This window comes from Pacificibacter maritimus, from assembly GCF_003814915.1.
Taxonomy (GTDB): Bacteria; Pseudomonadota; Alphaproteobacteria; order Rhodobacterales; family Rhodobacteraceae; genus Celeribacter; species Celeribacter maritimus.
Genome location: NZ_RKQK01000001.1, coordinates 415,677 through 438,197, shown reverse-complemented (window position 1 = coordinate 438,197; position 22,521 = coordinate 415,677). Strand labels below are relative to the sequence as shown.

At 53.0% G+C, this 22,521-nt stretch carries 23 protein-coding genes; 3 read left to right on the top strand and 20 right to left on the bottom strand.

Annotated features, from left to right (window positions below; all coding sequences use genetic code 11):
* Nucleotides 1-12: 12 nt before the first annotated feature.
* Both EDD53_RS02040 and EDD53_RS02035 read left to right on the top strand, forming a co-directional pair.
* Entirely contained in the window at nucleotides 13-1,389 is a 1,377-nt protein-coding gene (locus EDD53_RS02040) for a pyruvate dehydrogenase complex E1 component subunit beta (protein ID WP_123791532.1), read from the top strand.
* A gap of 12 nt (nucleotides 1,390-1,401) precedes the next feature.
* Nucleotides 1,402-2,715, top strand: coding sequence for a pyruvate dehydrogenase complex dihydrolipoamide acetyltransferase (locus tag EDD53_RS02035; protein WP_123791531.1), 1,314 nt, complete (start codon nucleotides 1,402-1,404; stop codon nucleotides 2,713-2,715).
* Nucleotides 2,716-2,870: 155 nt separating this feature from the next.
* Here EDD53_RS02035 and cysE read toward each other — a convergent pair whose 3' ends face one another.
* The 18 genes from cysE to EDD53_RS14935 form a co-directional block, all read right to left on the bottom strand.
* Nucleotides 2,871-3,683 (bottom strand): serine O-acetyltransferase, encoded by an 813-nt coding sequence (cysE, locus tag EDD53_RS02030; RefSeq protein ID WP_123791530.1) that lies wholly within the window; start codon nucleotides 3,681-3,683, stop codon nucleotides 2,871-2,873.
* A 155-nt stretch (nucleotides 3,684-3,838) separates the two neighbouring features.
* Complete coding sequence (locus EDD53_RS02025) at nucleotides 3,839-4,549, bottom strand: DUF2793 domain-containing protein (protein ID WP_123791529.1); 711 nt, start codon at nucleotides 4,547-4,549, stop codon at nucleotides 3,839-3,841.
* Nucleotides 4,542-8,444 (bottom strand): baseplate multidomain protein megatron, encoded by a 3,903-nt coding sequence (locus EDD53_RS02020; protein ID WP_123791528.1) that lies wholly within the window; start codon nucleotides 8,442-8,444, stop codon nucleotides 4,542-4,544. Before EDD53_RS02020 ends, EDD53_RS02025 begins: the two co-directional genes overlap by 8 nt.
* Nucleotides 8,445-8,447: 3 nt before the next feature.
* Complete coding sequence (locus tag EDD53_RS02015; RefSeq protein ID WP_123791527.1) at nucleotides 8,448-8,888, bottom strand: NlpC/P60 family protein; 441 nt, start codon at nucleotides 8,886-8,888, stop codon at nucleotides 8,448-8,450.
* Nucleotides 8,888-9,793: a DUF2163 domain-containing protein gene (locus EDD53_RS02010; protein WP_123791526.1), complete on the bottom strand. Its 906-nt coding sequence runs from the start codon at nucleotides 9,791-9,793 to the stop codon at nucleotides 8,888-8,890. The genes EDD53_RS02015 and EDD53_RS02010 overlap by 1 nt, the downstream gene beginning before the upstream one ends.
* Nucleotides 9,793-10,425 (bottom strand): DUF2460 domain-containing protein, encoded by a 633-nt coding sequence (locus tag EDD53_RS02005; protein WP_123791525.1) that lies wholly within the window; start codon nucleotides 10,423-10,425, stop codon nucleotides 9,793-9,795. Before EDD53_RS02005 ends, EDD53_RS02010 begins: the two co-directional genes overlap by 1 nt.
* Nucleotides 10,426-10,489: 64 nt before the next feature.
* Nucleotides 10,490-11,152, bottom strand: coding sequence for a phage tail tape measure protein (locus tag EDD53_RS02000; protein WP_123791524.1), 663 nt, complete (start codon nucleotides 11,150-11,152; stop codon nucleotides 10,490-10,492).
* Nucleotides 11,145-11,381, bottom strand: a complete 237-nt coding sequence (locus tag EDD53_RS01995) for a rcc01693 family protein (protein ID WP_123791523.1) — start codon at nucleotides 11,379-11,381, stop codon at nucleotides 11,145-11,147. Before EDD53_RS01995 ends, EDD53_RS02000 begins: the two co-directional genes overlap by 8 nt.
* A 7-nt stretch (nucleotides 11,382-11,388) precedes the next feature.
* Nucleotides 11,389-11,703, bottom strand: coding sequence for a gene transfer agent family protein (locus tag EDD53_RS01990; RefSeq protein ID WP_123791522.1), 315 nt, complete (start codon nucleotides 11,701-11,703; stop codon nucleotides 11,389-11,391).
* 3 nt (nucleotides 11,704-11,706) lie between these two features.
* The gene (locus EDD53_RS01985; RefSeq protein ID WP_123791521.1) at nucleotides 11,707-12,120 is read right to left on the bottom strand and encodes a phage major tail protein, TP901-1 family; all 414 of its coding nucleotides are present in this window, start codon (nucleotides 12,118-12,120) and stop codon (nucleotides 11,707-11,709) included.
* Nucleotides 12,121-12,144: 24 nt separating this feature from the next.
* Entirely contained in the window at nucleotides 12,145-12,555 is a 411-nt protein-coding gene (locus EDD53_RS01980) for a DUF3168 domain-containing protein (RefSeq protein ID WP_123791520.1), read from the bottom strand.
* Nucleotides 12,552-12,893 (bottom strand): head-tail adaptor protein, encoded by a 342-nt coding sequence (locus tag EDD53_RS01975; RefSeq protein WP_123791519.1) that lies wholly within the window; start codon nucleotides 12,891-12,893, stop codon nucleotides 12,552-12,554. The genes EDD53_RS01980 and EDD53_RS01975 overlap by 4 nt, the downstream gene beginning before the upstream one ends.
* On the bottom strand, nucleotides 12,893-13,489 hold the full coding sequence (locus tag EDD53_RS01970) for a head-tail connector protein (RefSeq protein ID WP_123791518.1): 597 nt from the start codon (nucleotides 13,487-13,489) through the stop codon (nucleotides 12,893-12,895). Before EDD53_RS01970 ends, EDD53_RS01975 begins: the two co-directional genes overlap by 1 nt.
* Nucleotides 13,490-13,658: 169 nt before the next feature.
* Nucleotides 13,659-14,885 carry a phage major capsid protein gene (locus tag EDD53_RS01965; protein ID WP_123791517.1) on the bottom strand — a complete coding sequence of 409 codons (1,227 nt, stop codon included), beginning with the start codon at nucleotides 14,883-14,885 and terminating at the stop codon, nucleotides 13,659-13,661.
* 48 nt (nucleotides 14,886-14,933) lie between these two features.
* A complete protein-coding gene (locus tag EDD53_RS01960) occupies nucleotides 14,934-15,521 on the bottom strand; it encodes an HK97 family phage prohead protease (RefSeq protein ID WP_123791516.1) in 588 nt (195 codons plus the stop codon).
* Nucleotides 15,514-16,773: a phage portal protein gene (locus tag EDD53_RS01955; RefSeq protein ID WP_123791515.1), complete on the bottom strand. Its 1,260-nt coding sequence runs from the start codon at nucleotides 16,771-16,773 to the stop codon at nucleotides 15,514-15,516. The genes EDD53_RS01960 and EDD53_RS01955 overlap by 8 nt, the downstream gene beginning before the upstream one ends.
* Nucleotides 16,774-17,262: 489 nt before the next feature.
* Nucleotides 17,263-18,633: a DNA-packaging protein gene (locus EDD53_RS01950; RefSeq protein ID WP_484213821.1), complete on the bottom strand. Its 1,371-nt coding sequence runs from the start codon at nucleotides 18,631-18,633 to the stop codon at nucleotides 17,263-17,265.
* The gene (locus tag EDD53_RS14935) at nucleotides 18,554-18,895 is read right to left on the bottom strand and encodes a hypothetical protein (protein ID WP_246002147.1); all 342 of its coding nucleotides are present in this window, start codon (nucleotides 18,893-18,895) and stop codon (nucleotides 18,554-18,556) included. The genes EDD53_RS01950 and EDD53_RS14935 overlap by 80 nt, the downstream gene beginning before the upstream one ends.
* Before the next feature lie 301 nt (nucleotides 18,896-19,196).
* Between EDD53_RS14935 and EDD53_RS01945 the strand changes: the two genes are divergently transcribed.
* Nucleotides 19,197-19,970, top strand: a complete 774-nt coding sequence (locus tag EDD53_RS01945; RefSeq protein ID WP_123791513.1) for a potassium channel family protein — start codon at nucleotides 19,197-19,199, stop codon at nucleotides 19,968-19,970.
* Between the two features lie 86 nt (nucleotides 19,971-20,056).
* Here EDD53_RS01945 and mltG read toward each other — a convergent pair whose 3' ends face one another.
* Together mltG and fabF are read right to left on the bottom strand one after the other, a co-directional pair.
* On the bottom strand, nucleotides 20,057-21,229 hold the full coding sequence (gene mltG, locus EDD53_RS01940; RefSeq protein ID WP_123791512.1) for an endolytic transglycosylase MltG: 1,173 nt from the start codon (nucleotides 21,227-21,229) through the stop codon (nucleotides 20,057-20,059).
* The gene (gene fabF / locus EDD53_RS01935; protein ID WP_123791511.1) at nucleotides 21,229-22,491 is read right to left on the bottom strand and encodes a beta-ketoacyl-ACP synthase II; all 1,263 of its coding nucleotides are present in this window, start codon (nucleotides 22,489-22,491) and stop codon (nucleotides 21,229-21,231) included. The genes mltG and fabF overlap by 1 nt, the downstream gene beginning before the upstream one ends.
* Nucleotides 22,492-22,521 lie beyond the last annotated feature (30 nt).

The window sequence follows — 22,521 nt, the reverse complement described above, 5'->3', positions numbered from 1 at the left end:
AGGAATTTACTCATGGCTATTGAACTACTTATGCCCGCCCTCTCCCCGACAATGGAAGAAGGCACACTCGCAAAATGGCTCGTCAAAGAGGGCGACACAGTTGCCTCAGGTGACATCATTGCAGAAATTGAAACCGACAAGGCCACCATGGAATTCGAAGCCGTCGATGAAGGTATCGTTGGCAAGCTTCTTGTTGCAGAAGGCACTGAAGGCGTGAAAGTGAACGCCGTGATTGCGCTTTTGGCTGAAGAAGGCGAAGACGCGTCAAACCTGAGCGCCTCCTCGTCTGCACCAGCGCCAGAACAAGCTGAAGCCCCAGCAAAAGAAGCCCCAGCAGCAGCGCCCGCGAAAGCTGCAGCGCCCGTGGAATCCAAAGCTGTCGAGCCTGACTACCCAGAGGGCACTCAGATGAAAACCATGACCGTGCGCGAAGCGATCCGCGAAGCGATGTCAGAGGAAATGCGCAGCGACGAAAACGTCTTTTTGATGGGCGAAGAAGTGGGTGAATACCAAGGTGCCTACAAAATTTCCCAAGGCATGCTGGATGAATTCGGCCCCAAGCGTGTGATTGATACACCGATCACAGAACACGGCTTTGCGGGTATCGCAACAGGCGCCTCTTTCGGCGGCTTGCGCCCTATCGTTGAATTCATGACCTTCAACTTTGCATTGCAAGCGATCGACCACCTGATCAACTCAGCGGCCAAAACATTGTATATGTCTGGCGGTCAAATGGGCGCGCCTATGGTGTTTCGCGGTGCCAATGGTGCTGCGGCGCGTGTGGGTGCGCAGCACTCACATTGTTTCGCCTCTTGGTATTCCCAAGTGCCTGGCCTGAAAGTGGCAATGCCATATTCCGCGGCAGATGCAAAAGGTCTGATGAAATCAGCGATCCGCGATGATAACCCTGTTATCTTCTTGGAAAATGAAATCTTGTACGGCAAATCTTTCGATGTGCCTGACATGGATGATTTCACGATCCCATTCGGTAAAGCCCGCATTTGGCGTGAAGGCACAGATGTGACGATCGTCTCATTCGGTATTGGCATGACCTATGCTCTGGAAGCGGCAGACAAGCTGGCCGAAGAAGGCATTTCAGCCGAAGTGATCGACCTGCGCACCCTGCGCCCCGTCGATTACGATACGGTTTTGGCATCTGTCATGAAAACAAACCGCTGCGTCACAGTCGAAGAAGGTTTCCCTGTGGCATCCTTCGGCAACCACTTGTCAGCAACGATCATGGAACGCGCTTTTGATTACTTGGACGCCCCAGTGATTAACTGCACAGGCAAAGACGTGCCAATGCCTTATGCTGCCAACCTTGAAAAACATGCTTTGATCACCACCGACGAAGTCGTCGCGGCGGTTAAAGCTGTCACATACCGTTAAGGAGACTGACACATGGCTATCGAACTTCTCATGCCCGCGCTTTCTCCAACAATGGAAGAAGGCACATTGGCCAAATGGCTGGTGAAAGAGGGTGACCAAGTGAACTCTGGCGATGTCATTGCCGAGATCGAAACAGACAAAGCCACGATGGAATTCGAGGCCGTCGACGAAGGTGTGATCGGCAAGATCACTGTGCCCGAGGGCACCGAAGGCGTAAAAGTGAACGCGCAAATCGCGATTTTGCTGGAAGAAGGCGAAGACGCATCAGCAATGGACTCTGTTGGTGCATCTGCCCCTGCAGCACCCGCTGAAGCGGCAGCCGAAAAGTCTGAGGCGCCAAAGCAAGCAGAGGCGGCGGATGCCTCCCCTGCCCCTGCAGCCCCCGTTGCAGCCTCAGGCGAACGCATTTTTGCCTCTCCTTTGGCGCGCCGTATCGCAGCCCAAAAGGGTTTGGATCTGTCGCAGCTTAAAGGCTCTGGCCCCAAAGGTCGCATTGTCAAAGCCGATGTCGAGGCAGCCACTGCCGCGCCAAAAGCTGAAGCATCAGCTGCTGCGCCGCAAAAAACATCAGCCCCCGCAGCAGCGGCCCCATCAGGCCCTTCCGCTCAGGCCGTTGCCAAAATGTACGAAGGCCGCAGCTTCGAAGAAATCAAACTCGACGGAATGCGCAAAACGATTGCAGCGCGTCTTTCAGAAGCCAAGCAAACCGTGCCGCATTTCTACCTGCGCCGCGATATCAAATTGGACGCTTTGCTGAAATTCCGTTCGCAGTTGAACAAGCAGTTGGAAGCACGCGGCGTGAAATTGTCAGTCAATGACTTTATCATCAAAGCCGTTGCTGTTGCTTTGCAGCAAGTGCCTGAAGCCAATGCTGTTTGGGCGGGTGACCGTGTGTTGCAGATGAAAGCGTCTGACGTGGCGGTGGCTGTGGCGATTGAAGGCGGATTGTTCACGCCTGTGTTGCAAGACTCTGACATGAAATCGTTGTCGGCCTTGTCCACAGAGATGAAAGACCTTGCCAGCCGTGCGCGTGATCGCAAATTGGCACCGCATGAATATCAGGGCGGTTCTTTCGCGATCTCTAACTTGGGCATGTTTGGCATCGACAACTTTGACGCCATCGTGAATCCACCGCATGCGGGTATCTTGGCTGTCGGCGCTGGTAAAAAGCAACCCATCGTTGGCGAAGACGGCGAATTGACAGTGGCGACAGTGATGTCTGTCACTATGTCTGTTGATCACCGCGTGATTGACGGCGCGGTTGGCGCGAACTTGCTGAATGCGATTGTCGACAACTTGGAAAACCCAGTGGCGATGTTGGCCTAAGTTTTTTGAATATCGATTTGGTTGAAGGCCTCGCATTTGCGGGGCCTTTTGCTTGTGTAGCACTGATAAAAACTTGCACAAATCGAACAAAAAAACCCCGCATCTAGCGTTCTAGATGCGGGGGAATGTATTAAACGCAACATAAAACGCGAATGCTACTTTTCGCGTGCGCCAATCAGTTGATTCATAGAAACGGAAGGCTGCGAACATCCAGCCTCGCCCACGACCTTGGCAGGGACGCCTGCAACCGTCGTGCATTTGGGCACGTCATTCAGCACAACAGATCCAGCGGCCACACGCGAGCATTGACCGATTTTGATATTGCCCAAAACCTTAGCGCCTGCCCCGATCAAAACGCCATCCGCAATTTTGGGGTGACGATCTTCGTCTTCTTTGCCAGTGCCGCCAAGCGTCACAGAATGCAAGATAGACACGTTATCGCCAATCACACAGGTTTCACCAAAGACCAGCGCATGGGCGTGATCCAAGAACAGGCCTTGGCCGATCTTACAGGCGGGGTGAATATCGATCGTAAATTGTTCAGAGACGCGCATTTGCACGAAATAAGCCAAATCTTTACGGCCCTGACGCCACAACCAATTGGCAATTCGGTAGGATTGAATCGCTTGGAACCCTTTGAAATACAACAAAGGCTGAATATAGCGGTGGCAAGCAGGATCGCGATCAAAGACCGCAACAATATCAGCGCGCGCAGATTGCCCCAAAGTAGGATCATCAGCATAGGCTTGATCAATCAATTCACGCAGCAGTTGTTCTGACATATCCGCAGAGGCCAGTTTTTGCGCCAAACGGTAGGCCAAAGCATCCTCAAGCGTGCTGTGGTGCAAAATACAGCCGTGAATAAGTCCGCCCAGCAAAGGTTCTGCATCCACCGCGTCATGGGCTTCGCCAATGATTTGGGTCCAAACGGGATCCAATTCAGAAAGTTTTGCACGTATTTTTGCCATAGGACCGATCCTCTTTCACTTAGCTTATCATAGATAGGCTTCGCGTTCAAAGCACAAGTAATTGTGCTGTGCAATAAGTCATATCGGCATGATCGCAACGTAAAAGCCCCCGCAGGAGAACCTACAGGGGCTTGAAATTCTTATCTTTTGCCAGCTTAGGCGCGCGGCAGCGAGAATTGCGCATAGTGAATTGCCAAACGAATTTCACCTGCTGTAAAATCGCCACCTTCAGCCGTTAAAACGAGATCCTCGTCCGAATAATAGGTCAAAGGCGTACCTGTGAGGCCGCGCATCCAACTGCCGTTGGCCAAGGACAAGCCCGATCCATATCGGTTGGATGAGCTGGAAACACCAACAGAATAGCCCGACAAACTGCCTGTGATCTCGGAAATGACCCGCCCCGTCACACCGTAGACCACCGCTTGACCGGGTATGGCGAAACCTACATTTGACACAGATCCCGCAGTGATGGTGTGATCTATTTCGCGCACCATAAACTGCATGCCAGCGCCATTGGCGGATAAGGATTGAGCCCCTAAAATCCAGCCCGCGCCATCATATGTGGCAAAGCCAGATTGGTCAGCGATATAGGCGCGCATGCCGAGACTTGGCGCAATGAAAACCCAGCCTCCATTGGCGAAGAGTGCGATATTTCCCTCTTGCCCCGACCAATCATTCACGGCCGCAGGGCCGATGCCGTAAGCATCACCATCTTGCGGAGCAAGGGGCGGCGTGTTGCCTGTGATGGACTTTAAAGTCAGTTGCAACAGCCCATCGACACGGGTCAGAGCTTCGTTCATTGTCACATGTTTTTGCGCCTGTGCGGCCTGCAAAAGGGGCAGTGAAAAACGGGTTGTATCACTCATTGAGATCAATCCTTTTGTAAAGGCCCGGTCCGAAACTTTCGGAAATCTGGGCAATTTGAACGGAATACGGACCTGTCAGCCCATCCGCAGTTTTCTGAGACGCCGTATATGTCCAGCTTGGGGTGGCCACATAGTCTTCGCGCAGCACCGACCCGCTTTGGATAACCTGCACCACATAGCTTTCCACGGTTTCGCCCAAAGGCACATCGACCGACTGCCAACTATCCGCATCAATCCGACTGCGGCGCAGCCAAGTAAAACTTGTATCGCCTGATCCGTTTGCAGCCGCGCGCAGATGCGCAGGCGCATAGGGGCGCAGGCCGATACCGTCGAAGGCCTCAACAAAGTGCTGATAGCTGGGGTCATCATTGGGGCGCTGCGAAGGGCCAATACGGTAGTGACGCGCCAAGCCCCGTGCAGATTGCGCAAGATCAATTTGACGCAGGGTTTCATTGACTAGGACGAACCGCGATCCAATCGGCCAAGTGGCGCTAAGCCCATCGGTGCCCGCCTGCCCGCGCAGCCGCATTGACACCTCATAGGTGTTTGGTCCCACAAGTTCTGCTTTGGCGAATTGGAACACTTCCCAATTGGAAGACGATCCATCCCCGATTGCCGCAATGTTGACACCGTTCAAAACTGCCTGTTCATCCGCACCACTCAAGGTGCCGCGGACAAGTTTCACCCGCAGCGCCGCACCACGATCCCAAAGCGCAGGTTCAGCTGCCACCAAGGTGTTTTGCGTCACGCCAATGGTCGCCCAGCTTGGCAACAATTTATTCAACTGATAGCCGCTGTCAGAGCTGGACCCGTAGACCGCAACCGAGCCGGGCCATGTTGTTGCAGTGGCTGCCACATAAGGTGCATGGGGTGTTTCTTCGCCAGAGAGCAAAGGCAAATCCAGAAACTGCGCCAAGACAGGTACAGGTGCATAAAAGGGCTGCGCTTCGAACAATTCGTCAACGGTTTCAGAGGGTTCATAGGTCTCTGGTTCTACGCGCACCGCTTCGACTTCACGCACATCGCCCAATGTGGCGTGATCAATGCGGTACAAAGATTTACCATCCTTGTCTTCGAGAGAAATTACATCCCCCGCGCCCAATTCAAAATCAGACGGCGCAAAGGAAAAACGTGCTGTATCGCGTGCGATACGCGCCTCGGCCAACCAGCGCTCAACGATCTGGCGGCCTTCAGCGCGTGTGAGTGCTAAAGGCAGTTCAGATTGCGACACAAGACGGCTTTCTTCGTCTGCAAACACGGCTTCTTCGGCCCGCATGCCATAGTCGGCATCCGCATCAACGAAGCTCAAGCGCACTTTTCCGGCGACTTCAGCTTCGGGGGCGCGTGTCAGTTGCACTGCGGACTCTTGATCCGCAGTCAGGGCCAGTTGCTCTGACGAAACCATAGCTTTGGATTTGCCATCACGAGACCTAAACGTCAAAATCCCGTCGCGTTCGATCGCTTCAAACCCAAAGGCCAGCATGAGAGGTTGAAGTGCAGAACGTGCGCCAGAAATTTCACCAACTGTATAGCCACGTACCAAGCCGTAAAGTTCTTTGGTATTGAAGTCTTTCACGCCAGATCGTGTACAAATTTCGGCCACAACATCGCCCAATGACCGCGCGGTAGACCGCCCGTTAAGCCAATGCCCTTTGGTGTAATTACCGCCGTCACTCCACAAAGATGTCACCGTTGGGAAGGCTGGAAAAGGTCTGCCATCCCATGCCCAAACATGGGCACGGCTCATATCAATCATCTGTGCGCCATAGATGTCTGATACAGGATTCACATCGCTTTGCGCCCAGTATTCCGTCAAAGCCCGCACATATTGCAGCTGAATGAAATCATCCCGCCGTCCGTTCGAATATTTCGGCAGTGAGCTTTCAGACGATTTGATGTCGATGAATTTATTGGGCTGATTGGTGCCTTTATCAATCGCAGCACAGCCGATTTCTGTGAACCAGATCGGTTTTGATTTGGGTTCCCACGATGTCGGCGCTTCTACCCGCACGCCATTCAAGCGCTCGTGGTGATCATTTTCCCACCAGCCACGTAAATCTTTGTAGCGCCAGACCCAATCTTCGCCGTAAGCACCGTCTTGGATAGGCGTGCGGATCTGCGCGTCTGCGTGCTCGTCAAAGGCATAATACCAATCATAGCCTTCGCCGCCCTCGATATTGTCTTTTAGGTAATCGAGATTGTAGATCGACCCATAGGCTTCATCCGCATGGCCATCTTCATCACGCCAATCTGACAAAGGCATGTAATTGTCGATCCCAATGAAATCGATATTGTCATCCGCCCAAAGTGTATCAAGCGGATAATACAGATTGCCATCAATGGAATAGCCAGAATATTCAGACCAGTCCGCGGCATAGCTGACCTTGCATTCAGGTCCGACAATGGCGCGCACATCAGCGGCCAATTGCACCAAAGCATCAACAGCAGGAAACCCATTGGCCCCGCGAATACGGGTTAAACTGCGCATTTCAGAGCCGATGCAAAAGGCTTCGACCCCGCCTGCGGCAACACAAAGATGCGCGTAATGTAAAATCATGCGACGGTAAGAGGCTTCATTTGGACCAGAATACTGAACCGCGCCATCGACAATGGCAAAATCGCTGATTTGCGCTGTACCAATGAAGTTTGCGACCTCTGCATCTGCAGCGCTCGTGCCATCCGTCGACCCCGTTTGGCCAGGAGCCATAGAGGTCGTAATGCGCCCACGCCAAGGCAAGGCAGGTTGGTCTGATGCGCCCGTCCAAGGGTCTGTCAGCCCGTTGCCATTTTGTTGATCCATAAGGATAAACGGATAAAACATCACGTCCTGCCCTGCGTTTTGCAAGGCTGTGATCGCTTCTATGACAGATTGGTCAGACGGTGTGCCGCCGTAAACAACACGGTCATCACCATCACGCGGAACCAATGCCGCAGTAGAGCGTGTAAATCCAGCAACTGTCCACGGCATGTCAGCCGCATCTGACGCGGCCTGCTCCACTTTTGGCAACAAGCTGCAATTGCCAACGCGTAGATCGTCACCGAACCAAGACACAACCAATGACGTTGATCCACAATTGGGCAACTCGTCTTTGAGAGCGTCAACGGAACTGTCAAAATCGGTTTTACCCGACCGCGAATTCACATTGACAGCCACAGTTTCGCCTAGCCCACTTTGTAAGTAGACAGGTGAGGTCGCCAATGCATATTCCCCCGTGCCAGGGATCATAGCAACGGCATTTACAAGATGTGTGAGATCGCTTTTGGGGCCCTCAGCTTGATCTGGGCGCATCACTTCAAAGGTGAACTGCGGCACACGATTGCCAAAGCGCGCAAGGTTCAGATCTTGTAAAACCACATAGGCCAGCCCGCGGTACGCTGGCACATTGCCTGCCCCCTCAACGGTTTCCATTTTGGGGTCTGGCATCTGATCTTCGCTGCCTGTGTAGACCTCCATCGTCAGATCCGTTGGTTCAATTTCGATCCCATCTGCCCAAATGCGACCGATGCGTGAAATTTCACCTTCGCAAAGAGCAATCGCGAGCGAAATCGAATAGCTATATTCTGTAACTTTAGGCTGCTGCGCCCCGCCCTTGCCTCCGCCAGAGGTGGTCGATTGTTCTTGAAACTGCGTGGCCCAGATCACTTGGCCACCAACACGCATGCGTCCGTAGACCTGCGCAATCGCAGTGCCTTCTGACGCCCCTGTTAGGCGAAACCGATCCACTTTTCCGGTTTCAACGACTTGACTGCCGACACCCATGACACGTTGATCAATAGCACGCCCGATAGTCGCGCCAATTGCGCGACCGATCACGACGGATGATAATCCGAATACGCCACCACCGATTGATGCACCTGCGGCGGCACCCACTGCGGAAAGTACAATAGTTGCCATGACTTAGCCTCCGTTCTGAGGGAATGAAAAACAGGCCGCCACACGGCGACGCCACGGCGCTGTCAGCGCATTCTCAACCACGCTATGCCCGCTGTAAGCATGGATAAATGTCGGTGCGGCACCCGCTGTCGCCACGATTCCAACATGCTTGGCCACGCTTTTACTGCGCATGCGAAACAGCAAAACATCACCGCCTTGCATTTGCTCCAACGGTTTTTGCACCAAATGGCGCTGTGCGGCGTGGAGCAGTCGTTCATCGCGCTGTGGCTCTGACCAATCTTGGGTATAGGCGGGAACGAGTTCAGGCTCTTGGCCGTAAAGCTCACGCCAAACGCCGCGCAGGAGACCCAAGCAATCGGTGCCAGCCCCTTTGCAAGACGCTTGATGCACATATGGGGTGCCAATCCATTCGCGAGTGGCGGATACAATTGTTTCAGCTTGCATTATTCTGACCCACCTGACGTATTGCCATATAGGCTTGCGCCATTATTTTGGCCGTTTGAGACAGGGTATGAGGTCAGCCAATCTTCACCCGGAATATGTGGAAAGCCGCTAAAATTTAGGAAGTTATCAAATTTCAAGCGGCAGGTCTCAGCGCGCTTGTCACACCCTGCCTCAAGCCGTATTTGATCCCCTTGAGCGATCTTGCCACGAAGATCTTCCCACAGTTCAATTCTGCGTCCCTGAGAGGTCAGCCGATCATTTTTGATCATGCCAAACAGGCCCTCAGCCGCGCCAGATTGCACAATAAGACGGCCGTTTTCGAACCAACGGTCATCAAATCCCTCTAAGGATGCAAAGTCGAAAAACTTTCCGTCCTCAACCTTTTCAACTATGATTTCAGTGTGATAGCCGAGGTCATTCACATCGAACTTACAGCGTGCATCGCCCAGAACAGAACCACAGCCTGACTGATAGACCCGCCCTTGCGGTTGATTTAACGCCTCAGTAAGCCCGCGCAGTTCAGCCCGAAACCCACCTGCAGATCGGGTTATTTCACCAAAGGTGCCGTTGAATTGCACAACACGTTCAGAAACATTTGCCCAGTTCACCAACCATGATTTTACCGCAGCGCCGTCAAAACGACCTGCTTGGATATCCGTTTCTGTGACAGCAGCAGATGACAAAGCCCCAAGCGCTTCCGTGTTGTCAACGGACAGGCCAGTGGATTGCTCTAGCGCATTTGCGGTCAAACCTGAATCCGCACCAAAGACCATGCCTTCGAATTCAAGGTCTGTATCATGATCGGTAAACCCGTAGGTTTCGCCATCTTTTCGGATCACGGCCCAACAACGACAAACCGTGGTTGCGCCAGTTTCTAAGTGGTTTTTCAATGCATAATCGGCCATCACACGCGCACCTCGACAATAGGCACATTCGGCACTTCGCCCGCTTGAAACGATGAAACAGAGGTGGCGATACGGTCGGTGTCAAAGCGGACAGGCACGTCAAATTCGAAGCCTGCCGAGATTAAAATTCCTTCTTCGGGGGGGACGGAAAACGTGACCAACCCTGTTGCTGTGTCCACTGTCCAATCAATAGATTCTTGTAATTCAACACCTTGCAAGCCGATATTCACAGTACCCAAAACAGGCTTTGTGATAGGGCGCACATAGGTAATCTCGCCAGAGCTATAGCTTTTGTTCAAAGCAAAAACTGAGGTTTCACCATCCCCATAGGCAATGGTTTGATCTTCAAAATTGACTGATTTTGACGCTTTCGATGATTTGAAATCCGACCAATCTTTCCAGCGAAACCCATAAAGCTGCCCCTGACGTGCCTCGAAAAATGCAATGAGCGCCTCGATGTCGTCCAAAGACCGCATGCCAAGTCCTGCATCATAACGCCTGCGCGAGTGCGCCCAAGGCGTGTTGCGCTCCTCGAAACCGTTCGCCAAAGTCACAACTTCGGTGCGCCGTTCAGGGCCACCCACGGAACCAAAGCTTAGGTTGGCTGGAAATCTTACATTATGAAAACCCATGTTTTCCCCCTTTATCGGATGGCTTAAAAGGCGCAAAAGGCCTGAAATTATGAAATGAATTGCGCTATTGGTTGCGCTGCCCACGCCCAATGGCGCGGTTCAATTGAGCGGCGATTTGCGAATTGGATCTGCGGAAACCTTCAACATCTGGCGTCGATATATTCATCGTCACATTGATATTTTTGGCACCCCCTTCAGCGCGCACACCCAACTTGCCATTGGCACCGCGTGACAGGGGCATTATCGCTTCAGGCCCTGCTTCGCCCATCAAACCTGTGCCGCCACGCATGGGGAAATAGGTCGGGTTTGACACCACACCGCCAGAGGCAAAAGGCGTGACGCGCCCTTGGGAAAAACTGCCCCCGTTTTCGAATGGCAAGAGACCTTGAATGATGGATTCCAAGCCGTTTCCAAGCACAGACCCGACATGGTTTGTCACGGGTTTTACGGCTGCGTTATACGCGGCATCCAGCATGGACTTACCGACACCGCGCATGGCTTCAGCCAATGTATCGCCATCAAAAACCAAACCGTCTATGGCGCGTTTCAACCCCCGAGAAATGCCGCGTTCCAACACGGCAACCTCGCGCTGAGTTTCCGCCACAGTCGCTTGCAGGCGCACCATTTCTTGATTGAACGCCGCTGCCATTGCTTCAGCGCCGCCGATTGCATCTTCCATCTGAGACAGCTTGTCATCAAATTTATCGAGACCATTAATATCAGCCATTTTCTTGCCCTTTCGCCGTAGCACTGCCCGAGACTGTATCTGGGTAGGCCTGTGCCAATTCATCAAGTCGCGACCGGCTAAGCGGTGCAGATCCTGATCCTGCGCCAAGCATCAATAAAAGCTCGGCTGGGGTCAGCGCCCAAAATTCATTTGGCTTTAGGCGCAAACCGTTCATCCCTGCCCGCATCAAAGCGGGCCAATCGAAACCACCGTTGGAAATGAGCGACATAGGCAACCTATCCTGGCACAGTGAAAGCCCGCGCGATCAGCGCAGCCCCCACCCGTGCAGCTTCCAATGGTCCGCCTGCAATATCGGCCTTAAGGATGTCATCGTAGCCACCCGTCCAGCCGCCCCCCCGCAGGCCAGCCACGACCAAACGCAAGACATCTGCTGTGGAAAAATTGCCTGCTTCATAGCGTTCAACCAAAGCCACCAATGTGTCGGTTTCCAGACCTGCCTCAAGCTCAGCCAAAGCACCTAAAGTGAGCTTTAAGACATAGCGTGTGCCATCAAGTGTGAGTGCAACCTCACCTGCGAAGGGGTTTGCCATTGCTTAATCCGCCGTAAAGGTCAAAGCGCCCGCAGAGGCCATCGACAGCTCATATGTGGCCTCGCCATTGTGAGACCCCGCATATTCGATTGATGTCAGTTGAAACGGGCCTTCAACCACGCCGAAATCAGGGATAATCACTTGAAAATTCGGCACCTCTGCATCAAAGAAAATCTGACGTGCACGTTCATCCGTGTTTTGGTCTTTGAAGACTCCTGATCCTGAAATGGAGGCAGATTTTACACCTGCTCCCCCTAAAAGTTCGCGCCAACCACCGGAACTTTCCAGTGATGTCACATCGACACTTTCTGTGTTGAATGAAATCCGCGTGGCCCGAAGACCAGCAATAGTTTCGAACTGACCAGCGCCAGTCATGTCGAGTTTGATAAGTAGGTCTTTTCCGTTTTGAGCAGCCATTTCATAAGCCCCTTTGATAAGAAATTAGGAATCTTCAACACGCGCCATGAACCGAATATCGATCCTGCGCACATCACTGTCTTGAACGCGCCGCGCTTTTGCCGACACAAAGTAAAGCCCGATCAATGTCCCTCGTGTGAGGGGCAAATCAGCATCAACGAGCACATCTGAAATGGCGGCACCCACACCTTTGGCAGTCAAAAATCCTGCTGTGTCCGACACAACGCTGACCACAAATTCGTGCCGTGCCCCTTGGCCAGTTTTATCAGAAGCATCAATCACATCCTCTGGCCCCAAACTCACATAAAGCGCAGGCACAGTGCCCGTAGGCGCCGCGTCATAGATCGCCCCCCCGACCAAACCATCAAGCGTTGCGTCATTGGACAGGGCTTGAAAGACAGCCGTTTGCAGGGCCGCTGATACGCCATAACTCATGATGCAACCTCCTCACGCGCTTGACATGTAAGGTAGCGGCCCCCCGCATCCTTTTCAGTGACCGATAGAATACGAAACACGCGTCCGCCTTCGATAAAGCGTTGATCAGGTTTGGGGCGACGTGGTGATCCCACTGGCGCGCCCCGCACGATGATTTTCAGTGGCACGCGGGAGACTGTGACAAAATCTTCGGATTTTTCCGACCCTGTCCCCGCTTGAATTGAGGCCCAAAGCGTGCCCAACTGCGTCCATGTTTCCACATAACCACCCGCCCCGTCAGAGGCGCGCTGCGCATCTTCTAAAATAAGTTTGCGATTTAGGTGAACCATTGCCGACATCAGCCACGTCCTCCAAACAAACGCACATTGCGGTAGCGATCTAAAAGTGCGCTCACCCCAAAAGGCATAGATTGGCCTGACACAGCAGCCGCATGACGGTGCTCGTAGAAATGCGCAGCCAACAACATCACGGCTTGTGCAATATCCGCTGGAATATCACCCCAAGTAGGGCCAAAGCCTGCGCTAAATTCGATCCGTGCAGAGCCCGCAACAGGCACAGGCGGCAATACGAAACCGCTGGACACGATCCGCGGCCGGTGGGTGTCTTTATCCAGCAAGTATTTGCCAGCATCGATCACAGTTTCTACGTTCAAACGATCTACAATCACCAAGGCTGTGATCGCAGTCACTGGGGCGACAGGCAGTGTTTGTGTGCCAAGGTCGCGCCACGCTGATAAGGTCCAAGCAAAATCACGTTCAATCAAGACCTTACCTGTACGCGCCTCGACGGCTGCGAGTGCCGCGCGCAAATATGTCTCAAGAACCCCATCCTGAACCCCGTCATCGCCAAAGCCTGTGCCCAGTCTCAAATGATCTTTGAACTGTGCGACCGGCAGTACCGCTGTGGGTACTTGGCTTTGCTCCATTAACATCATGGTACATCTCCGATTTCCGGGTCCCCCTGCCACTTGTGATGATGGATGCGCGCCCCCGTGTTGCTCGGACGGAGGGGGAGCAGCTAGACAACACGTCAAACGAGACGCGCACCCACCGTTCGTGTCTGACCGATCACCGATCAGGCACGAACTCGTTCTTTTTCAGGACTTAAGCGACAGAGAATTTCAACAGTTTGATCGCTGCAAAATCGCTCACATCACCACCAACGCGCTTTGTTGCGTAGAATAGGACATGTGGCTTGGCTGAAAATGGATCACGCAAGATGCGCAGATCTGGGCGCTCGGCCACGGTGTAGCCTGCCGCGAAGTCACCAAAGGCGATGGCAGCTGCGTCAGATGCGATGTCAGGCATGTCTTCTGCGATCAACACAGGATAGCCCATGAGACGTGCAGGTTCGCCTGCAGCTAAACCGTCGGACCACAAGAAACGGCCGTCAGCGTCTTTGAGCTTGCGCACTTGGCCAGCAGTTTTGGAATTCATCACGAATGTACCGTTTGCGCGGTATTGCGCGCCGAGTGAGTAGACGAGCTCAACAATCGCGTCCGCTGGATTTGCGCCATCAAAGCCGCCATCTGTGCCAGTAGCCACATAACCCAAAGAGCCCCAAGCCCATGAATCATTGGCGATCTGTGCATGGGCCAAAATACCCGTTGGTTTGTCGATACCATCGCCGTTGATAAAGGCAGAGGCTTCAGAGGCCGCAAATTTATCAGCAATACGACCCGCAAGCCATGCTTCGATGTCAAACGCCGCATCGTCCAACAAACGCTGTGACGCTTTGGGCAAAGCTGACAATTCGAACAGCGGGATCGAAATGCGATCAATCGTTGGCGTGCCAGTTTCAGACACGCTCCCCGTTTCTGATACCCAACCAGTGCCGACATCCGTTGTGTCGATCAACACATCATAAGATGTGGCTTCGACGTTCACCACATTGGCGATAGAACGGATAGAAGCAGTTGATTTTAGAACTGATTTAATCGTATCAGCCGTTTGCGGATCAACCAAATAGCCACCATCGCCATTTACGGCTGAAGACATCGCTTTGCCTTCAAGTTCCAAACCACGCAATGCGTCGTCGTCTCCGTTGCGCACATATGTGCCGAATGCTGATTTATGGGACATGTCTACCTCTTGGGCTACGGAAAGGGCCGGACGGCCAAAATTATGTGATTTACGATCAAGCATGGTCAGTCGCTCTTCCTGTTCTTGAAATTTAGATTTAATTTCGGTTTGAAAGTCTTTGAGATCACTCATGAAACCGGCCAGCGCGGTCTTCACCTCAGTGGCAGGACCGCCCATAACCGGCATTGATTTAGCCGACATATCGGACACACCGGTACCGGCCCGAGCGTTTGTCTCGGTTTTGCTCATCCAAACAATCCTTTGTGTTTTGTTGGTTAGAGGGTGAGAACGCTGGCCTTAGTCGCGGGCCAGCAGCTTGCGTGCGCTTGTGAAAGCGTCCGCGAGGTCGCGCATCAGATGTTCGTCAGAACAAGGATCATCGCCCTTTTCTTCCGTTATCAAACGCGCTTGCGGAAGCATGGGAAATGTCACGAGTGAAACCTCCCACAGTTCCAATTCCGACAATAGCCTCGCGGCCTTGCCATCCTTTTGGTCGCGATGCTTTTGCGCACGCACCGTGCGGTAGCCAATCGACAATCCGTCAATCGCACCTGCTTCGATCAAGGCCACAGCTTCGCGTCCCTTTTCGACATCCGTCAGCAGCCGACCTTTGACATAGAGACCGCGCGCGTCTTCGCGCACCTCATCCCAAATGCCGATAGGTTGTGCTGGATCATGCTGCCAAAGCATCTTAACAGATCGACCTTTGGCCTTGAGATCATTCAATGATTTCTTATAGGCACCGATCTGAACGATATCGCCACCCTGATCGGCCAAACCAAACAACGAGGCGTAGCCTTCGATTTTGACACCATCCGTAACCTTGATATCTTCGCCAATTCGCATGAATTTATGCTCTAGCCCGCCTGCAAATTCCTTACGCATCTGGCGTCTCCTCAGTTTGGGTATCCACATCATCTATCGACGCTTCCAGTGATGAAACATCGTCAAAAACTTCGGCCTGCGCTTGGGCACTCAACGGCGGCAATCCCAACATGGCGCGTTTTTCATCAGCCGTCAGAAAGTCAGCCTTGGCCACACGATTCCACTGGGCATCTCGTTCAGGTGCAAGGGCAGAAACCTGATCCAGATCGGGTTTTAACTCGACTGCCTCGCCCGTCATTTCAGACAACCAATGCCCGACAGAGCCTGCAACTTTTTGCACCAAAGGCAGCACCGTCAGACGGTAAAACGCGCGGTTTGCTTCTTGGTAATTGCCATAGGTCGCGTCACCTGGAATACCCAACAACATGGGCGGCACGCCAAAGGCCAGTGCAATGTCACGTGCGGCGGCTTCTTTGGTTTTTTGGAATTCCATATCAGAGGGGCTGAACCCCATCGGTTTCCAATCCAAACCACCCTCTAGCAACATCGGACGCCCTGCATTGCGCGCACCTTGGTGATTGCTTTCCATTTCCATCAACAAGCGATCATATTGATCCGCCGTCATCGTGCCTTGACCATCAGAACCGCTATACACAATCGCACCTGAAGGACGCGCTGCATTATCAAGCAGCCCCTTGGACCAGCGCGATGCAGAATTATGCACGTCAATCGCCGTGGCCGCCGCTTGGATCGGCGACAACCCATAATGGTCATCGCTGGGATGGAAAGATTTGATGTGACACACGGGAGAATGGCCATCTTCGACGTGAAAACGATGCTTACGATTGCCAACCGCATATTCATAGGCAATGGGCCAGCCATCTGCACCAGGCACCAAGCTCATGCGATCAGAGCGCAGCACATGCAATTCCGCAGGCACTTGGCCCCATTCGCCGACAGCTTCCAAATATCCGTTGCCCGACAACAAGATCTGCGCATAAAGCGCCTCAAACAAATCGCTGCGACCCTGAACAGGGTTTGGACGTGAAATCACAGACAAAAGCGGATGTTTTTCAAAACGCGCATCGGCATTTTGCAAGATCAAAGGCAAGGCACTTGCGGCTTCTGCGATCAACTTGACCGACCGAAAACCCACTGGATTGCCGCTAAACCCCACACGGGTCAAAGTGACTGTATCGCGGGGGCTCCATGCCACACGACCTGCGCTTGAGTAGGCGACCGCTGGCCCTGTTGCTGAGGCTTTTACCTCGGGCTGCGCTGCGGCGCCGCGCTTCATAAAGTCAAACACCATATCCGTGTCTCTCCTCAAAACTGTCCAACGATGCCCCATCGGCATCTCGCAAATGCACCTTCGGGCAAGCCCCAAAGCCGCATGGCTCACTGTTCAAACTTCGACCCTTGGGGGCCCTCTCGCATGGGGCCACCCAAGGGTCTGGAAAGGGAGCATGATCCGCTTATCGCGCATCTCAGCCCGCCGCGGTGCCCGCGCCTTCCCAAAACTTGTGACCGTTTGCGATCCACTGCAGCAGGGCTGCTGTCTGTTCGCCTTCGGTAGAATGAGTTTTAAGGGATAGGTTAAAAGAACTTACTAGCAGAGCGTTCTGTGCAGCTTTGACCACGCAACACCCACAATTAAGGTATTGATTTACAACAGTATAATGGAAGAAAATCAAAGTTGAGCTCGGTCATATACTGTATGTACACCAATAAAAAACGGCCCCAGTTCACCACTTGCGTGACAAACCGAGGCCGCCAATTCAGGAATACTTTCGAAATATGCCTACCCTAAGGTACGTATCCGTGGGCGTTTGTGACTGGCCGCAGGCGCAATCATCAGCTCATGTACCGCCCAGACCAAAGCATCCAAACGATCTGGTGATCCCGAGCCCTTATAGCCCTGCGCCGTCATTTTAGTCATCTGATCTTCCAATGCGCCCAATCCGCGACTGTGACGCACGCGCCCTTGGTCGTACAATGCGGCCACAGGTTCGGCCCGCGCTGATTTCCCCCGCGTGGCGCGCACAGATTTATAGGGCACCAAAGCATCCACCTGACGAATCACACTTTCTACCAAATCACCGCCTTGATTGACTTCTGCCACGATTTTATCGGCTTCCCAGCGTTCCAATGCGTCAATCGCGCCTTTTGCCCAAGCGGTGGGCTTTGCAGCCGACATGGTCGCATCTTCCAACACGTAAGCGCACCAATCTTGTGGCGGGCCTTGGGTCACGGCGCCCACAACGACAATCCCACATTCGTCTGATCCAGCATGCGCGGTGACAGGCGGATCAACAGCCACAACGATGCGATCAAAGTCTGGCAGCTTGTCCGCACGGTTTTCTTCAAGCTGCTGCAAAGACCACAAAGCGCCCTCTTCTTCCTCAAGCAAAACCCCGTCCAATTCTTGTCGACCAAGGCGCGTGCCTGCGTAGCGCATCCGCACTTCTTCCAAGAATGACGGCGCCAGATTGGCTGCATTTGCTTCTGTCGGGGCGCGGGTCACGGTGCTTGAGGCAAGTTCTAGGATTTCTTTTAAAATCCCCACATTGCGCGGCGTCGTTGTAACGACTTGGCGCGGATTATCGCCCAAACGCAGACCAAATTGCAGCATATCCCAAGCTTCGCGCGGTTTTTTCCATTTCGCTAATTCATCCACCCATGCGGCATCAAACTGTGGACCGCGCAACGCTTCAGGATCATTTCCAGAAAACACCATAGCTTCAGCCCCATTGGGCCAGACAAGCGTGCGCCGCGTGGCCACCCATGTCGGCCTACGATCAGGCGGTGAACAGGCCAGAATGCCACTATCGCCAAAGACCATCACTTCACGGGCTTGGTCGTAGGTCTCGCCCACAAGCGCCACACGTTTGGCGCGCCCTTTTTCCAAGGCCCGCGACCCTTCCACCATGCTGCGCACCCATTCAGATCCAGCGCGTGTTTTACCTGCGCCGCGCCCGCCCATGATCACCCATGTGCGCCAATCGCCTTCGGGCGGCATCTGGTGATCTAAGGCCCATGCCTCAAATAGGAAAGGGAGCGCCAAAAGCGCTCCCTGATCGTGGCTTTCCAGATCATTCAGAAACTGAATCTGGACGGCGCGATCTTCGGACGCGATCCAAGCTATCAAGGATCGAAGCCCGTGCTGCGTCAAAGTCGATGGCGCTGTCTGAAGTCGCAAGGTCGAGTTTTCGTCGGTCGTCATCAACTTTCTGCCTTTCTTTCAGGGCTGTGTCTTGGGCGCGCCGCATTTCTGCGATGGCTTTTTGAACCGCAGCCCCAGCATCAAGATCATCATTTTCCAAACGACAAAGCGCCGTATCAAGGGCCATGATGGTCCGTTCTAGGTTTCGATTTGCAGACCCAAGAATATCTTTTGGGCCATCGTCATCCCCCACAGATGATTGCAAAGTCATGTTCTACCTGCCTCTCATGCATTCTCCGCACGAGAGACGTGAGACGGGCTCACCCCGTAACAGTGATCAAATTTGCGCAACCCCCACAGACTGCGCCAGATCATACACTCACGTCTTCTAGCCTATTTAGAAGTGCCTGAAAATGCCCAAGAAGTCAAGTTATTTAATGTTTTCAATTGGTTAAGTCAAAGTTCGCACCAATTTACGTTTCACTAAACCAAAGGGCGCACCCGTGACAGCCCCTTGAAACACAGGGCAAAACATTTCATGACAAGGCATAAAGACAAAAGGACAAAGATCGATGGCCACAGGATTTTCCGATACGCTCAATGCGCTCTACGAAGGCAACAGCCCGCGCGCCCATCGGTTTCGCTATGCTATTTTGACCTTTGATCTGATCACCATCTGCTTTGTCGTCTGCACATCTTTCCTCGCGCCTGCGATGTGGATCGAACGCTTGGATCTGGTCTTTGGTGTGCTCATCTTGATCGACTTTTCCGCCCGCGTTTACACAGCAGATCGACGGATGTGGTATCTCACGCGACCTTCGACCTTGGCCGATATCGCTGCCTTGATATCATTTTTAGCCCCGCTCGCTGGCGAAGGATTGGGATTTTTGCGGATCTTGCGGACCCTGCGCTTGCTCCACACCTACCAATTGATGAACCGCCTTCGGCACGACTTTGTTGTGTTTCGCAAGCATGAAGACGTTATCGTCGCTCTAATCAATTTACTGGTGTTTATCTTTGTCACCACAGGGCTCATCTATGCGCTGGAACATAACGACAACCCTGCCATTCGCAATTATGCCGACGCGCTTTATTTCACCATCACCACCCTGACCACCACTGGCTTTGGCGATATCACTTTGGAAGGCACCAAGGGCCGTATGGTGTCCATCGCTGTGATGTTCTTTGGCGTGACATTGTTTTTACGCTTGGCGCAAGTGCTGTTTCGTCCTGCAAAAGTCCGTTTTGATTGCGCCACCTGCGGACTGTTTTTACATGACGCTGATGCAATTCACTGTAAACATTGCGGCGAAACCGTACGGATCGGTACCGATGGATTGTATTGATCCGCAAGCCTAAAAACGGTCACATAAAAAAGGGCGCCTGTGCAAGGCGCCCTTTCTATTTCATATCAAATTCAAACGACAAACACTTAATTGGCGCGTTCTGCCTCGATCTGACGCCACTTGGCAACATTCGCATTGTGATCTGCCAAGGTCACTGCAAAAGCGTGCCCGCCCGTGCCATCTGCCACGAAGAAAATATAGGGCGTCTCGTCAGGGTTCACAGCCGCTTCCAATGAGGCCAAGCCAGGATTTGCAATCGGACCAGGCGGCAAAGCGGGTATCACATAGGTGTTGTATGGACTGTCAGATTGCAATTCAGACTGGCGCAGGCCACGCCCCAAAAATCCAACGCCATTACTGACACCGTAGACAACCGTGGGGTCCGTTTGCAACCGCATGCCTTGGTTCAAACGATTAACAAAAACACTAGCAACCTCGCGGCGCTCCTCGGGAATACCTGTTTCTTTCTCAATGATAGAAGCCAAAATCAACGCTTCTTCAGGGGTGGAAATCGGCAGATCATCCGCGCGCGTGTCCCAAATCTCTGCCAAGCGTTTGTCTTGAGCTGCAGTCATGCGTGCGATCAATTCATCCACGTCAGACCCGACTTTTACCTCATAGCTGTCAGGCGCTAAAGTTCCTTCGGCTGGCATTTCATCAACTTCAACCGACCCCGTAATAAAATCGACCCCTTTCAGGCTTTCGATAACACGCCAAACGGTCGTGCCTTCGGCCACAGAAATACGGAAACGCGTGTCAGACGCCTCGCGGACTTCAGTGTATTTGGCAGGAATTTCAGTGGCTTCATTGCCCGTTACGTCAGGATAGAATTCCGCAACCGTTGAATAGCTTTGGGTCGCGGGATCAAGCTCGCGCACCAACACATCTGTGCGGGTCACCCCCACGCGGTAGACCACTTCGGTGCCGCAAGTCGATGCGCCGCCACGGGTGATGATATCGGTGATCTCAGCCATGGACGACTTTTCAGGCACCAAGAATGCACCCGCTTTGAGCTGGTTCATCTTGTCGGTGTATTCTGCGCCGATGCGAAAAATTGAACCGCTGCTGACAGCGCCCTGATCTTGCAAATTTCGCGACACTCGCGTCATTGTAGAACCAGGCTGCACCCGCAAACAAATGGCGCTTTCAAGCGGGCCTTGTGCTGTGTATTGACCTTTGCCCCAAGCAATTGCCCCTGCCATAGCGACAAGGGCAACAATAAGCAAAGTCAATGCGTTAGACGCGATTGATCGCCACATTAATCAGTCACTTTCTTCATAACCAAGGATGCATTTGTGCCCCCAAAGCCAAAGGAATTTGACAAGGCGACATCAATCTTGCGTTCCACTTTTTTGTTGGGCGCAAGGTCTAATTTTGATTCAATCGCAGGGTTGTCCAAGTTGATCGTGGGTGGCGCCACTTGATCGCGGATCGCCAAAATTGAAAAGATCGCTTCAACCGCGCCAGCAGCCCCCAACAAGTGACCGATAGACGATTTGGTTGACGACATCGTCGCCTTACTGGCCGCATCGCCCAAGAGGCGCTCAACCGCACCAAGCTCAATCGTATCCGCCATAGTGGATGTGCCATGCGCATTGATGTAATCCACTTCAGAAGGATCAATGCCAGCACGCTCAAGCGCTGCTTTCATTGCGCGGAAACCACCATCTCCATCCGAGGCAGGGGCCGTAATGTGGTAGGCATCGCCCGACAGGCCGTATCCAACAACTTCTGCGTAAATTTTCGCACCGCGCGCTTTTGCGTGTTCATATTCTTCCAAAACTACAACACCAGCGCCCTCGCCCATCACGAATCCATCTCGGTCGTCATCATAAGGACGTGACGCGGATTTTGGATCGTCAGACCGTTTGGTCGACAAGGCTTTACAGGCATTAAAGCCTGCGATGCCGATTTCACAAATAGCGGATTCTGCACCACCTGCGACCATAACTTCTGCATCGCCCCATTGAATCAAACGCGCAGCATCACCGATGGCATGCGCCCCAGTAGAACAGGCGGTTACAACCGAATGGTTCGGGCCCTTAAAGCCGTATTTGATAGAAACCTGACCTGAAATCAGATTGATCAGGGATCCAGGAATAAAGAAAGGCGACACGCGGCGTGGGCCTTTTTCTTTCAACAAAACAGCCGTATCCGCGATGGATGACAGACCGCCGATGCCCGAGCCCAGCAAAACACCTGTGCGCAGCAAATCTTCTTCGCCCTCAGGCTTCCAGTCTGCATCGGTCAAAGCCTGCTCTGCGGCTGCGACACCGTAGAGAATAAAGTCGTCGACCTTCTTTTGGTCTTTTGGTGCCATCCAATCTGATGGATTGAAGGTTCCGTTGGTTCCGTCGCCGCGTTTTACTTCGCAGGCGTAATCTGTGCCAAGATGGCTTGCATCAAACCGCTGGATCGTTCCTGCGGCTGATTCCCCAGCCAACAAACGTGTCCATGTTTCTTCAACACCACAAGCAAGTGGCGATACCATTCCTAATCCAGTGACAACTACTCGGCGCATTTCGGCCCCCATATTTATGATCTGCCCTTT